General features: G+C 46.7%; 10 protein-coding genes and 3 pseudogenes. 12 read left to right on the plus strand and 1 reads right to left on the minus strand.

Features of this window, described 5'->3' with window-relative positions:
- Window positions 1-134 precede the first annotated feature (134 nt).
- The 11 genes and pseudogenes from ACOXYR_RS09445 to ACOXYR_RS09495 all read left to right on the plus strand — a co-directional run bounded on the left by ACOXYR_RS09445 (window position 135) and on the right by ACOXYR_RS09495 (window position 11,989).
- Complete coding sequence (locus ACOXYR_RS09445) at window positions 135-422, plus strand: type VI secretion system PAAR protein (RefSeq protein WP_350437525.1); 288 nt, start codon at window positions 135-137, stop codon at window positions 420-422.
- 35 nt (window positions 423-457) lie between these two features.
- Window positions 458-2,662 (plus strand): type VI secretion system tip protein TssI/VgrG, encoded by a 2,205-nt coding sequence (tssI, locus tag ACOXYR_RS09450; RefSeq protein WP_421425953.1) that lies wholly within the window; start codon window positions 458-460, stop codon window positions 2,660-2,662.
- Window positions 2,663-2,875: 213 nt separating this feature from the next.
- Window positions 2,876-3,077 (plus strand): annotated as a pseudogene (locus ACOXYR_RS09455) (DUF2345 domain-containing protein); the annotation flags it as partial.
- A gap of 14 nt (window positions 3,078-3,091) precedes the next feature.
- Window positions 3,092-5,314 carry a hydroxyethylthiazole kinase gene (locus ACOXYR_RS09460; RefSeq protein ID WP_421425951.1) on the plus strand — a complete coding sequence of 741 codons (2,223 nt, stop codon included), beginning with the start codon at window positions 3,092-3,094 and terminating at the stop codon, window positions 5,312-5,314.
- Complete coding sequence (locus ACOXYR_RS09465) at window positions 5,315-5,797, plus strand: hypothetical protein (RefSeq protein ID WP_421356732.1); 483 nt, start codon at window positions 5,315-5,317, stop codon at window positions 5,795-5,797. It abuts the gene before it with no gap.
- Window positions 5,798-6,552: 755 nt separating this feature from the next.
- The gene (locus tag ACOXYR_RS09470; protein ID WP_407732804.1) at window positions 6,553-6,729 is read left to right on the plus strand and encodes a PAAR domain-containing protein; all 177 of its coding nucleotides are present in this window, start codon (window positions 6,553-6,555) and stop codon (window positions 6,727-6,729) included.
- A gap of 35 nt (window positions 6,730-6,764) precedes the next feature.
- Window positions 6,765-6,983: pseudogene (locus ACOXYR_RS09475) on the plus strand (type VI secretion system tip protein VgrG); the annotation flags it as partial.
- Between the two features lie 42 nt (window positions 6,984-7,025).
- A complete protein-coding gene (locus ACOXYR_RS09480; protein ID WP_421356733.1) occupies window positions 7,026-7,445 on the plus strand; it encodes a hypothetical protein in 420 nt (139 codons plus the stop codon).
- 290 nt (window positions 7,446-7,735) lie between these two features.
- Window positions 7,736-9,258, plus strand: a pseudogene (tssI, locus tag ACOXYR_RS09485) (type VI secretion system tip protein TssI/VgrG); the annotation flags it as partial.
- A 150-nt stretch (window positions 9,259-9,408) separates the two neighbouring features.
- Window positions 9,409-11,481 carry a peptidase M23 gene (locus ACOXYR_RS09490; protein WP_421355971.1) on the plus strand — a complete coding sequence of 691 codons (2,073 nt, stop codon included), beginning with the start codon at window positions 9,409-9,411 and terminating at the stop codon, window positions 11,479-11,481.
- Window positions 11,482-11,485: 4 nt separating this feature from the next.
- Entirely contained in the window at window positions 11,486-11,989 is a 504-nt protein-coding gene (locus tag ACOXYR_RS09495; RefSeq protein ID WP_407731126.1) for a hypothetical protein, read from the plus strand.
- Between the two features lie 441 nt (window positions 11,990-12,430).
- Here the strand turns inward: ACOXYR_RS09495 and ACOXYR_RS09500 are convergent, their stop codons facing one another.
- Window positions 12,431-13,066: a TetR/AcrR family transcriptional regulator gene (locus tag ACOXYR_RS09500; RefSeq protein ID WP_108474394.1), complete on the minus strand. Its 636-nt coding sequence runs from the start codon at window positions 13,064-13,066 to the stop codon at window positions 12,431-12,433.
- A gap of 249 nt (window positions 13,067-13,315) precedes the next feature.
- Here ACOXYR_RS09500 and bhsA point away from each other — a divergent pair, with 249 nt between their 5' ends.
- Complete coding sequence (gene bhsA, locus ACOXYR_RS09505) at window positions 13,316-13,573, plus strand: multiple stress resistance protein BhsA (RefSeq protein ID WP_015964235.1); 258 nt, start codon at window positions 13,316-13,318, stop codon at window positions 13,571-13,573.
- The last annotated feature ends 56 nt before the right edge of the window (window positions 13,574-13,629 follow it).

Raw genomic sequence — 13,629 nt, forward strand, 5'->3', positions numbered from 1 at the left:
CTTTGACTGATTAATAATGAAATGCTGTTTATAAACAGAATGTAAAGGGGCTTCCCTGGGCGGTAGCGTGCGCCAATATCAATGAAAAATATCAACCAGAAAATATAACGATAGATAATTAAAAGGAATTATGTATGCCCACAGCAGCCAGACTCAGCGATAAAGGAACACAACATGACGGTTTCTACGAGACCGCCATTATTGCAGGCTCTCTCACTGTGTTTATTGACGGCCTACCCGCCGCCCGTATGGGCGACCCGCTGACACCTCATGACAAAGCCCCCGACCATCCGCCCCATCCGCGCAAAATCGCCAGTGGCTCTGCCACTGTTTTCATTGACGGCCTGCCCGCCGCCAGAACCGGCGATGCCATTGACTGTGGCGGCGTGGTTATTGGTGGCGGTACGGTCAACATCGGTTAATTACTTTTTCCTGTAGCGATACCAGGGAGGTCATCATGTCATTAAAAGGGCTGCGTTTTACGCTGACGGTGGATGGACTGGTGCCGGAGACGTTCGCGGTGGTGGATTTCCGCCTCACGCAGGCATACTCATCGCCGTTTGTCCTGGATGTGGATGTCGCCAGCGACTCGTTCCGCCAGACTGCGGAGAAGCTGCTGGAAAAGGGGGCCGTGCTGACTATCTGGCAGGGCAGCACGGCGCTGCGTTATGTGAGCGGTGTGGTGTCGGGGTTCGGCATGAAGGAGCACAACGGCTGGCAGATGCAGTACCACCTTCAGATACGCCCGCCGTTGTGGCGCAGCGGGCTGCGCCAGAACTACCGTATCTTCCAGCTGCAGGACATTAAGGCCATCTCCGCCACGCTGTTAAACGAGGACGGAGTGACGCAGTGGACGCCGCGCTTTTATGAGAGCCACCCGGCCCGGGAGTTCTGCGTCCAGTACGGTGAAAGCGACCTGGCGTTTCTGACCCGGCTGTGGGCGGAGGAAGGCATTTTCTTTTATGACAGATACGCTGACGACAGCCCGGAGCAGACGCTCACGCTCTGCGATGATGTGGCGGGCCTGCCGGTGTACGGGGAGATACCGTTTAACCCGAACACCCGCGAGGTGACGACGGCGTGTATCAGCCTGTTCCGCTACCAGGCGCAGGTGCGCCCCTCGCAGGTGCGTTCAAAAGACCACACGTTTAAGGTGCCGGACTGGCCGGGTATTTACATTGAGGATGCTGAAAACCTCAACGGGCAGTTAACGCAGTACAAAATACTGGACTGGCCGGGGCGCTACAAGGACGAGCAGCACGGCCAGGACTTCACCCGCTACCGGCTGGAAGGGCTGCGTAACAATGCCGAAGCGGCGACGGGGGTGAGTAACTCCCCGGCGCTGTGGCCGGGACGGCGGTTCACCCTGACGGGGCATCCGGTACAGGGAGCGAACCCGAACCGTGAGTGGCAGGTGGTGAGCAGCACGCTGACGGGGAGCCAGCCGCAGGCGCTGCACGGGAGCCGGGGGCAGGGAACGACGCTGAGTAACCATATCACAGTCATCCCGGCAGACCGGACCTGGCGCTCACAGCCCCTGCCGAAGCCGAAGGTGGACGGCCCGCAGAGTGCCGTTGTCACCGGGCCGGAGGGCGAGGAGATTTTCTGCGACGAACACGGACGGGTGCGGGTGAAGTTTCACTGGGACCGTTATCACGGTATGACGGAGGAGAGTTCGTGCTGGATACGGGTATCGCAGGCGTGGGCGGGCGCGGGGTTCGGCAACCTGGCGATACCGCGCGTGGGCCAGGAAGTGATAGTGGACTTCCTGAACGGCGACCCGGACCAGCCCATTGTGACGGGCCGTACCTACCACGAGGATAACCGTTCACCGGGCGACCTGCCGGGAACGAAGACGCAGATGACCATCCGCTCAAAAACCTGCAAGGGCAGCGGCTTTAACGAGCTGCGGTTCGAGGATGCGACGGACAGTGAGCAGGTGTATATCCATGCGCAGAAGAACATGGACACGGAGGTGCTTAACAACCGGACGACGGACGTGAAGCATGACCACACGGAGACCATCGGCAACAACCAGAAAATCACGGTGGGGCTGGGCCAGACGGTGACGGTGGGCACAAAAAAAGAAGGGGGACATGACCAGACCATCACGGTGGCCCATGACCGCAGCATCACGGTGCGCAATGACCAGACGCTGAAGGTGGCGAACGACCGGCGGGTGGAGGTCAGCCACGATGACGGTCTGTACGTGGCAAATGACCGAAAGGTGACGGTGGAAGGGAAGCAGGAGCACAAAACGACGGGGAACCATGTCAGCCTGGTGGAGGGGAAGCACAGCCTGGAGGTGAAAGGTGACCTGGCGGAGAAGGTGAGTGGCGCGCTGGGGATAAAGGTGGACGGGGATATCGTGCTGGAGAGCAGCAGCCGGATAAGCCTGAAGGTGGGCGGCTCGTTCGTGGTGATACATGCCGGAGGGGTTGACATTGCGGGACCGAAGATAAATCTGAACGGCGGGGGGAGTACGGGGACGCCAGTATCGACGCTGCAGCCAACTGCAATAAAAGCTCTGGCGGATGAGGGGGATTCGGCGTCTGCCCCGGCTGAGCGCAGAGGAAGTGATCGTTCCGGAAGTGGTAATGACTCAGGAGAACATGATGAGCCAGAAAGTGAAGAATCAGTAGTCAGGTTTATGTTTTCGTAACAACAATATTATCCGGATGTATATCACACCATTGCAACATTGTTCATTACATTAATAAAGGATTATAAAATGATCATCATCCCACTATTTTTACGTGAGCGCTCAAACCCTGAAAATGATGCTGACTGGGTGAACCGGATGATGCCCTCAGAAACACAGAGGGGCTTCCCTGTCAATGCAGGGCAGTCCTGTCACGGAAGTATTCATCTGACTATGACAAAGAAAAAAGTCACGATTAACGGGGAGCGGAAGTTATATCACGCTTGATGCCAATGGTATTGAGTCTGCCACTCAGGGGGAGTTTTAGACCAAAACCGGGCATTACGGGCGAAAAGATAAGGCCAATAAGCCAAAAGACTTCCCGAATGTGGCACCTGAAACGACCGAACCTTCCAGTAACTTCAGCTTTTCCTGACAAGGAGTCAACATATGATTATCAGTCCTCCGTTTCTGAGAGATAAAGAGGCGACTCAGTCTGACGCAGACTGGATTGAAGCGATGATGCCTGTCAATGCTCGCCGGGGATATCCTCTCAATGCATCAGCGTCCTGGCATGGGGGCATACATATATCGCATACTGATACAGGCACAGCAGCGGAGAAAGTGAGGGCAATCGCTGACGGGACCGTGGTGTCGTTCCGCAAGCCGTCTCCGCCAGAAAAAAGAGACCAGTTTCCATTGAAGTATGCCGCTGTAAGAGGGACGGATGATGGTTATGTTTTATTGAAACATGAGACAGAAATAGGTTCCGGAGAAGACAGTAAGGTCGTTTTTTACTCTTTGTATATGCATCTCAAGTTTCTGGAAGCAGAGATAAAAGCTGACGCCAAAATTTACCGGAAAGACCCACTTGGCTCTTCCGGAATGACTGACGGCCAGAATGAATTTCACTTCCAGATTTTCTGCGATGATGCCAACATCAGTAAACTGACGGGACGAAAAACGAAGGAACTGGATATTTCGAAAGATGGTCGCACTGATGCGGTTTACGGTGATATCCATTTTTATCTGCCAGCAGGAACAACGTTTTACGATAAAGCCCCCGCAAATAACAGCACTTCCCTGGGCGGGCTTTCTGAGCTGTATACCAGTAGTGCGCCTCTGTATGTCAGCATGAACCTGGTAAAAGGCAACTGTACGATGGTGACCCGACAGAAGAATATGCAGACTGACGGGAAGTATGATCTGCTGGGCGAGCCGCTGGTTAACGCCGATGGTGAAGATTATGAATATAATCTTTATAAAACCGCTATGCGGAATTATAAACAGAGCCCCAGTGCCGGATTTGAGTTGCTTCGTTTTGGCCGGGTTATCAATACGGAAAATGAAACGCTGGTTCCGGCTGACGCACCATTATGGATGACAGTCAGTTATCCAGGTGGAACGGGGGTGGTAAATCTTGCCGCTCCTGATATTAAAAAGTTTAGCGATGCAGATTTCCCCCACTGGACAGGATGGCTGCTGGTTGATGATGACAACGATACACACAGTCAGTGTAATTCGGAGATCATCAGAAAGTTGCAGGAAGAGGGCAGGTTTGAGGCTCAAAGCAACAGGCTTATCTGCTGCTTACCGTTTGAGTGGGAAAAAAGCACAATTGATACCAGGTATAAATGGCTGATGACCGGTTTGCCCTGGGAGCAGTGTACGCCGGAAAAAACGGCTATATGGCAGGTTCCGGGGACGCAGGGAAAAAAGGACCGCGTTCTGATGAATGATGAGGATTATGGCAAGTTCAAACAGCACGTAGAAGCGCTGTGTTTTGACTCTGGCGAGTTGATTCAAGGCAAAGTCTGGCATTTTGATCCTTATGGATTTATTGAGCATTTCAGGAAGTGTATATGGTTAGATAAATCAGATTTAAGTAGGATTTACTCCATAACATCTGAAACGATCAGAGAAAAGTATCGACCCTCTATGAATGCTGTATTGGTTAAATATGGAATGAATAATCCAGAACGAGCTGCTCATTTTTTAGGGCAAGGCGCGATTGAATCACAAAATTTAAATCTCATGGTTGAGGGTACTGTTTCATATGTCCACCATCCAGAACATCCTTCATTCGCAGATGAAACTAATGGTTACTATGCAGATCCGAAAGATACATATGGGTATTTTTATAATTATGAGCGCGATGGTAATGATTTAGGTAATGTTACCAAAAGCGATTTGCGAGATTCAAGAAATAATCGTTTGTCTGTAGTAATGGGAAGAGATCAAAGGAATAGGCCTATTTTGACTTCTCCCCAAAGAAGCATTATTGATGCAAATTTATCACGTGTTGGAGATGGGATGAAATTTCGAGGGAGAGGGTTTAAGCAGTTAACAGGTTTAGCAAATTACACGGGGTATTGGACTTATAGAGGGTGGTTGAGTCGTACGGATTACGATAATAATTGGTGGCAAAATTCTACACGATTAAGAGTTCCTGTAATAGCAAATCCTCAGAATATATCTACAATACCTTATAACTGTATTGATTCTGGAGGACAGTTTGCAGCAAAAAATGGAGTGTCACGAAGGGCTGATGCTGGAGTTACTCGTGAGAATTCAAGATCTGTGAGCATGATTATAAATAGGTGGGATACACAATCTTTTGAACGACGGTATCAATCAACACAAAATGTATATTTTATTCTGGGTGATCTTTAAATGAAAATAGTGATAACATTGCTTTTTGTTCTTTTTTCCGGCTCGAGCTATAGTAGTGAGACTTATAAATCAATAAATTTTAAAGAAGCGACTATTGCTATTCCTGCTAAATGGAATTTCGCGGAAGAAGAAGATTGTTTGTTTATTTGGAAGGGACAATTTCAATCAGTTAGCTATCTTAGGGTTTGCCGGGGGATGTCAAGTGGTGAAAGTGATTATTTTACTGTGAATGATAATGGGGTTTGGGAAGCTATTACTGATGGCGTTCCTATTTTGGCTGATGTGTTTGTAACAACAAAATATACTGGTATGAGCGCAATAGTTTCATGTAAATATAATGATGACGCTGGTTATCATACAGGTAAATGTTTTCAAGCAGAGATAGAGTTGCCTACGCATATAAATTTCACATTTGCTGGTGTAGGTGAGTCTTCCTTATTTAAGGACTACAAGGAAGCATATCTCTCATTTAAGATTAAATGATGATTAAAAATATTTTTATCTGGGCTGGTAATTGTCGGTGAGATAAGACAGCGAATCAGGGTTTCATGGAGTAGTACTGACTCAAAATTACTCAAAAACACGAGACTTAAATATTTTTTAAATAATTTTTATGGAGAGGTGTTTAAAAAACACCATAGTTGTAATGAGATTATGTTTGTATGTTTTTTTATTTCCCCAGCTATAGTTTCTTGCTCAGGGAGTATGCGTTATGCTCCTGAGTAACTCCCATCCGCTAAGGTCGGAGAGAAGTATAATATACAGGTTCAAATGAAGGGGGGATCATTCGAGATCGGTTTTATTATACAATTTAGCCATATTCTTCCGGTGTGTACAAGACAGAAAGGACTCTTCCCGTAATGGAATAGATTGGTGAGAAAAAATAAAAGGTGATAGTATTAATGTAAAATGCGCCGGGGATTTTGATGATTTGAATCCCGTTTGCAACACGATTGAAATTGAAGGTGATATTAATGTCAAACAGGATATAGTTATCGAACTGGATGGCTCAATATTCGGTGCATCAAATCCTGGAATACATTTCAAAAAATTCACAATTCATGTTGAAGAATAAAATCTGTTAGCTTTTCTATTTTGTGTCATCGTGATACGCGAAGAAAGTAAAATGACTTCATATATTGAATGTAATTGATTGGAGTTGTTGTGATTTAAATAAGGTATACCATGCCAGTTTTGTATTTTAGTGTTTAAATAATATAACACATGAGGAAAGTTATATATCCACAGCAGCCAGACTTAGTGATAAAGGCACCTGGCATGACGGTTATTACGAGACCGCCATTATTGCAGGCTCCTCCACCGTATTCATTGCCGGCCTGCCCGCCGCCAGAGCCGTCGATACCATTGACTGTGGCGGCGTGGTTATCGGTGGCGGTACGGTCAATATCGGTTAATTACTTTTTCCTATAGCAATACCAGGGAGGTCATCATGTCATTAAAAGGGCTGCGTTTTACGCTGACGATGGACGGACTGGTGCCGGAGACGTTTGCGGTGGTGGATTTCCGCCTCGCCCAGGCATACTCATCGCCGTTTGTCCTGGATGTGGATGTCGCCAGAGACTCGTTCCGCCAGACGGCGGAGCAGTTGCTGGAGAAGGGGGCGTGCTTTAAGGTGGTGAGACAGGCTGTAGATTCTGATGTAATAACATCTGGTGATGATAATACACGCTAATGATTTTGAAGATATATTATGAAGACTATTGTATTTTTTATTTTTTTATGTTCATCGTGTGCATTTGCAGATGGGATTAATTGTTTTACACGAAGGGAGGTTAATTCGATTGTTACTGGTTTTTATTCTTCTTCAGATAACTTTGCTTATGTCAAGCAAATGGCTGCGGAAAATCTGAAAAATGAACTTCAATATTATGAAAAAAACAATCAGATAAATAATGTTATGAAACACGCCACGCAGATTATTTTCAGTCGGGGAAATCCTGGTGATTATCAGTCATCTAAACAGTTTATAGATAATTATCCCAATATGAATAATTTCCCCAACAATGGTTGCGTTTGGGAAGTCAGTTTTTTAACACCCGAGAAGATAAGAAAAATGTGCGATGATAATGGGGCTTCGGGGTATTTTTTTCTCTTTTACAAAGATGAATAATGAAATTAAATTTAGTTCTATTTTAGAAATGGAAATATTACGTCCTGATGGTTCTTATGTTTGTAAAGGTTTTGATAGCTATATAAGAGAATGACAATCATATATATAATATTGTGGCTAGATTATAATAATCCCTTTAAAAGATATACAATATGAAGCTTCTGCTAATGAATTATAGTAATTCCTGAATATAAGGATGTTCCTATAAGAATTCATCGAAATTAGCAAGAATATTTCTGTCATTTCAAATTGTTGCCAGCAGGAAAATATTGATCCCAAACTTACGGATAATCAGCCTGTTCCGCTACCAGGCGCAGGTGCGCCCCTCGCAGGTGCGTTCAAAAGACCACACGTTTAAGGTGCCGGACTGGCCGGGTATTTACATTGAGGATGCTGAAAACCTCAACGGGCAGTTAACGCAGTAAAAATACTGGACTGGCCTGGGCGCTACAAGGACGAGCAGCACGGCCAGGACTTCACCCGCTACCGGCTGGAAGGTCTGCGTAACAATGCCGAAGCGGCGACGGGGGTGAGTAACTCCCCGGCGCTGTGGCCGGGACGGCGGTTCACCCTGACGGGGCATCCGGTACAGGGAGCGAACCCGAACCGTGAGTGGCAGGTGGTGAGCAGCACGCTGACGGGGAGCCAGCCGCAGGCGCTGCACGGCAGCCGGGGGCAGGGTACGACGCTGAGTAACCATATCACGGTTATCCCGGCAGACCGGACGTGGCGCTCACAGCCCCTGCCGAAGCCGAAGGTGGACGGCCCGCAGAGTGCCGTTGTCACCGGGCCGGAGGGCGAGGAGATTTTCTGCGACGAACACGGCCGGGTGCGGGTGAAGTTTCACTGGGACCGTTATCACGGTATGACGGAGGAGAGTTCGTGCTGGATACGGGTATCGCAGGCGTGGGCGGGCGCGGGGTTCGGCAACCTGGCGATACCACGCGTGGGCCAGGAGGTGATAGTGGACTTCCTGAACGGCGACCCGGACCAGCCCATTGTGACGGGCCGTACCTACCACGAGGATAACCGTTCACCGGGCGACCTGCCGGGGACGAAGACGCAGATGACCATCCGGTCAAAGACGTACAAGGGCGGTGGTTTTAACGAACTGCGATTCGAGGACGCCACGGATAATGAACAGGTCTATATCCACGCGCAGAAGAACATGGATACAGAGGTACTTAACGACCGGACAACGGATGTGAAACATGACCACACGGAGACCATCGGCAACAACCAGAACATCACGGTGGGGCTGGGCCAGACGGTGACGGTGGGGAAAGAGAATGCCGGGGGACATGACCAGACCATCACAGTGGCCCATGACCGGAGCATCACGGTGCGTAACGACCAGACGCTGAAGGTGACGAACGACCGGACGGTAAGCGTGAGCCATGACGACGGCCTTTACGTAAAAAACGACCGAAAGGTGACGGTGGAAGGCAAGCAGGAGCACAAAACGACGGGGAACCACGTCAGCCTGGTGGAAGGGAAGCACAGCCTGGAGGTGAAGGGCGACCTTGCGGAGAAGGTGAGTGGCGCGCTGGGGATAAAGGTGGACGGGGATATCGTGCTGGAGAGCAGCAGCCAGATAAGCCTGAAAGCGGGTGGCTCGTTCGTGGTGGTACACTCTGGTGGCGTGGATATAGTGGGGCCGAAGATAAATCTGAATGGCGGGGGCAGTCCGGGGAAGCCGGTACCTACACTGCAACTTACTGTCCTGAACACTTTAGTCAGTAATGATACGGATAGTAATAATGATGATGATATCTGTAATGATGAGACCAGAGTGAAGTTCATGTTTTCATAGCGGGATAATCATTCAGAGAAAGATCATGGATGACGGTAGTGATAATAATACAATAATACTATGATTCTCTACTTTCTTAGCAGAGAAGCTCTGTGAATAAATAATTCATACTCGTTATAATTTTTATAACCTTAATAAGGACTATTGATAATGATAATCAGCCCTCCAATATTGCATGCACATACAGACACTGAAAAAGACTCTGACTGGGTAAACAGAATGATGTCTGTTGATCCAGAAAGAAATTTCCCAATGAATAGCGGTCGATCTTGGCATGGTGGAGTTCATTTGAACGGCAATCCGTCAGAGACTGTTAGGTGTATTGCCGAGGGGAAGGTTATTTCAATACGCCAGCCAGAACCAGCGGAAAATACAATTCCCCCTTTAAATTATAACGGAGTTACGGACAAAGGCTATGTTTTGATAAAACATGAAACAGAAATCGGTAGTGGAGAAGAGGGTAAAATAGTCTATTACTCATTATATATGCACCTGAGAAGCATTGACAGTAATGTGCAGCCGGGAAATACGCTATGCCGGAAAGAACCGGTTGGTGCAGCAGGGATGGTGGACGGTCAGAACGCCTTGCATTTTCAGATTTTTTGTGATGATGAAAACATTCAGAAAATCACAGGAAGAACATCACCGGAAACAGATCTGAAGAAAGACGGACGAACTGAAGTAGTTTACGGTGACAGCCATTTTTATCTTCCTGCCGGAACACCGGTTTATGAGGACATGCCGGAAGAAAACTCGCTGGCGAACAACAGTCCGGTACAAAGAACCAGCGTGCCATTGTATGTCACAATGAGTTTTGATAAAGGCAGTTGTACGATGGTGACGCGTCAGCAGAATGAAGCGCTTAATGATACCTATACTGAAGTAGGTTCTCCCTTAATTGATGCTGATGGTAAGGATTATGAATACAATCTCTATTCCTACGCGCTGCAACTCTATCCGAAAAGCCCAAGTGCCGGTTATGAGATGCTGCGTTTTGGTCGGGTTGTTAATACTGAATATGAAGAATTAGTCCCGGCGGATGCGCCGCTGTGGCGAACAATCAATACGCCACAGGGTAAAGGCATAGTTAACTTAGGGGCGAGAGATATCAGGGTTTACAGCGATGGTGATTTTCCACACTGGACGGGGTGGAAACTGGTGAACGATGATACGGACACCAACAGCCAGTGCAATTCACCAACCATCCTGTGTACAACCCGCAATGACCTAAGTCGGATGATTTGTCATTTTCCGCTAGAATGGGACAGCGCCACCGTGGAATCACGGTTTGAGTGGCTGAAATCCCCCAATGACGTACTGAGTAAGCCGATGACAGAGCCTGACCTAGATTTGCTGACAGAACACTGTAAGGCACTTTGTTTGGTAGAGAATCCTTTACCTGCCAGGCGTGTATGGCATTTTGATCCCAGACAGTTTATTGCACATTTCAGGAAATGTGGGTGGTTAGGAGAAAATGATATTTTAAGTCTGGTAAGACGTTATCAAAATGCTTATCCCATGACATCAGAACTTACAAGACCATTAAGTAAAGACACTCTCATTGAGCGGATTACTAGCCAAGGACAAAATAGCAATGGTGAGGTGATAAGACCTGCAGGGTTGAAAAATGAACTATCGAAGTCACTAAGGAAGTACTTAATTACAACTCCATTGCGGATTGCGCATTATTTCGGTCAGATGGCGAGAGAAACAGGCAGATTTGCGTCTTTTATAGAAAATGGTGATTTGAGTTATTTTAATATGTATGAGCCAGGAACAGAACAGGGACTTAAACTTGGAAATAATGTTGTTGGTGATGGCGCAAGATTTAAAGGCAGAGGTACCATACATCTAACTGGTCGTGAGAATTATAGAAATTATGGAAAGTATAGGAATCCGTCAGATGATGATTTTTTTACTACAGAACCCAATAACCAACTCCCAGTTGAAAATGCTTATTTTTCTTGCGATGCAGGGGGATACTTTTGGGCAAGTAAGCAAAAATACATAATGGTAAGCCATCGATTGACACCTAGCGGCAGTTTAGGCGTTAATTATTGGGCGGATAAAGGATGTAGTTTGTCACATGCAAGAGAAGTTACACGGCGAATAAACCCAGCAGCAGATGGCTTCGATTTAGTTCGTTGGCCAGTTTTTGAGCATTCTTGGTATGTATTGAATGATGAAATAACACCTCCATTAAATTACATAAGGATTATTTAAAACAATGGATTTTAAAAAAACATTAATCGGTTTGGTAGGCTTGATATTTATTTCACTGCCTTTTGCGGCAAAGTGCTCTCAACTCAAAAATTTGAATGATTACTCAGTGATGCTTTGTGGAAAAGTGTCAAATAAAATCCTGGATGATATTGGTGAGTATAAAGCAAGAGATAAAAAATCCGAAATGGTAGACTTACTGATATTAATTAGTAATGACGAACCTAACGGTGTTTCTGAGACAAGAGTGATTTCTAATGGTGAAATATATTTTAAGGGGGGGGGTACCATGAACTTTGATGCCTCATTCATTATGACAATAAATGGTGGAGTTCATACTGACACTGTCACTTATATATCAAAGAAGAATAAAATTATCGGGGGCTATTTTTATAATGATGAGAGTAAAACCGATAAGCCTAAAGAAGTATATATCTCAAACACAGGAGCTGTATATCATATAAATATTGAAAGTGTAAGCGATGATAAATGTCTTGATAAATTCAAGTAACGATAACGCAAGGGGGATTGATTGGATTTACATTGTCGTTAATTAGCCCTGAATATAATAAATAATTATGAGCGGATGGGTGTGGATTTCGATAAACTTCCGCGCCATAATAATACTTATGGCTATATTGATGTCGGGATGGCTTTTTCTAGCAAGCGAGACAATGTTCTGGCCTGGTATATAAAAGTAAAAACCGGTAATTTTTATAAACCCAGCACAGATCGGGGGGCTCTGGCATCAGCAAATCTTATCATGTACAGATGTGTCGATTTTTATCATTCGAAAGAATTAGATGTTTATCTTCGCAAGATTATCTATCAAAGACTTGAACCTATTCAAAACAATGCGCTTGATGATGAAAAGCAGAACGCATTTATCGTAACGGGGAGTTCTTCACATACCAGAGCTCCCCGTCTCATCTGTTACTGCATTGCCAGAAAATCACTCACCCAACATATGCGGCCACAGCCCCAGCGTCGTGCGGGTAATCTGCATCAATGTGTCAAAGCTTGCGCCTTCGCGGGCGCTAATCGACATGCCCTGCAATACGCAGCTTAAAAACAGCGCCAGCTCTTTCACATCTTTCCCAGCCGGAATTTCGCCTTTCTCCTGACGATGCTGTAAAAACTCGCGCAGCGTTTGTTCCTGAACGGCGTGGCGGGATTTAATGGTTTTCGCTATCTCTTTTGACGATGCCGCCAGCGCGGCTGAGGTGTTAATCATGAAACAGCCCGCAGGCGTGTCTTTACTGGTGTAGCAAGTCGCGACAGCGGTGAAGTAATCCTTCAGCGCCTCATCAACTGGCTTGTCATCACAGCAGAGCTTCGCTTCATGTTTTGCGGCGAAGTGAGCGATGTAGTGATCGAGAACGGCACGGAAGAGCCCCTCTTTATTCACGAATTCTGCATACAGGGTAGGTGCTTTTGCCCCCGTGGCCTCTACGAGATCGGAGAGTGACGTGGCTTCGTAGCCATGCTGCCAGAAAAGCGTCATTGCTTTATCCAGCGCAGCTTCCCGGTCAAATACTTTTGGTCGACCACGGCCCTTTTTAGCGCAACTTTGCGTCTCAGTTGTCATAGTGCCGTTGTACCTCTTTCGGTTTAAGTGAACGCTCATTATAAAAATAATCGCTTCAGGCTGCCAGCGGTGAATTCCCAAAAATAAATAATTCATATGGGTATGAAAAATAGGCTGATTTTAATTATTTAAATGATCGTTATAAAAATCATGTTGACGAGTGATCCAGATCTCATTATCATTACCTTATCGATCGTTAAGTTAATAAAGATTGCTCTACATCATAGTTCATCTGCATAGGTCATAATCATGAAAAACGTAAAAACTCTGGCTCTCGCCGCTGTTCTGAGTTCACTCTCATTTGCAAGTTTCGCTGCGGTTGAAGTTCAGTCCACCCCGGCGGATCAGCATAAAGTCGGTACCATTGCGGCATCAGCAGGCCCGAACCTGGCTTCTCTGGAAGATCAGCTGTCTCAGAAGGCAGACGAAATGGGCGCTAAATCGTTCCGTATCACTTCCGTAAGTGGTCCGAACAACCTGCATGGTACGGCTGTTATTTATAAATAAGCATTAACTCCCTCATTAATGCCGTTTTAAATAAGCCACTGCCACAAAAAAGCCCT

Source organism: Pseudocitrobacter faecalis (genome assembly GCF_965231525.1).
Taxonomy (GTDB): Bacteria; Pseudomonadota; Gammaproteobacteria; order Enterobacterales; family Enterobacteriaceae; genus Pseudocitrobacter; species Pseudocitrobacter faecalis.

Excerpts from the sequence above, each read along its gene's own strand:
- ACOXYR_RS09445 (WP_350437525.1), top strand. The coding sequence starts at position 135 with ATGCCCACAGCAGCCAGACTCAGCGATAAAGGAACACAACATGACGGT.
- tssI (WP_421425953.1), top strand. The coding sequence starts at position 458 with ATGTCATTAAAAGGGCTGCGTTTTACGCTGACGGTGGATGGACTGGTG.
- ACOXYR_RS09460 (WP_421425951.1), top strand. The coding sequence starts at position 3,092 with ATGATTATCAGTCCTCCGTTTCTGAGAGATAAAGAGGCGACTCAGTCT.
- ACOXYR_RS09465 (WP_421356732.1), top strand. The coding sequence starts at position 5,315 with ATGAAAATAGTGATAACATTGCTTTTTGTTCTTTTTTCCGGCTCGAGC.
- ACOXYR_RS09480 (WP_421356733.1), top strand. The coding sequence starts at position 7,026 with ATGAAGACTATTGTATTTTTTATTTTTTTATGTTCATCGTGTGCATTT.
- ACOXYR_RS09490 (WP_421355971.1), top strand. The coding sequence starts at position 9,409 with ATGATAATCAGCCCTCCAATATTGCATGCACATACAGACACTGAAAAA.
- ACOXYR_RS09495 (WP_407731126.1), top strand. The coding sequence starts at position 11,486 with ATGGATTTTAAAAAAACATTAATCGGTTTGGTAGGCTTGATATTTATT.
- ACOXYR_RS09500 (WP_108474394.1), bottom strand. The coding sequence starts at position 13,066 with ATGACAACTGAGACGCAAAGTTGCGCTAAAAAGGGCCGTGGTCGACCA.
- bhsA (WP_015964235.1), top strand. The coding sequence starts at position 13,316 with ATGAAAAACGTAAAAACTCTGGCTCTCGCCGCTGTTCTGAGTTCACTC.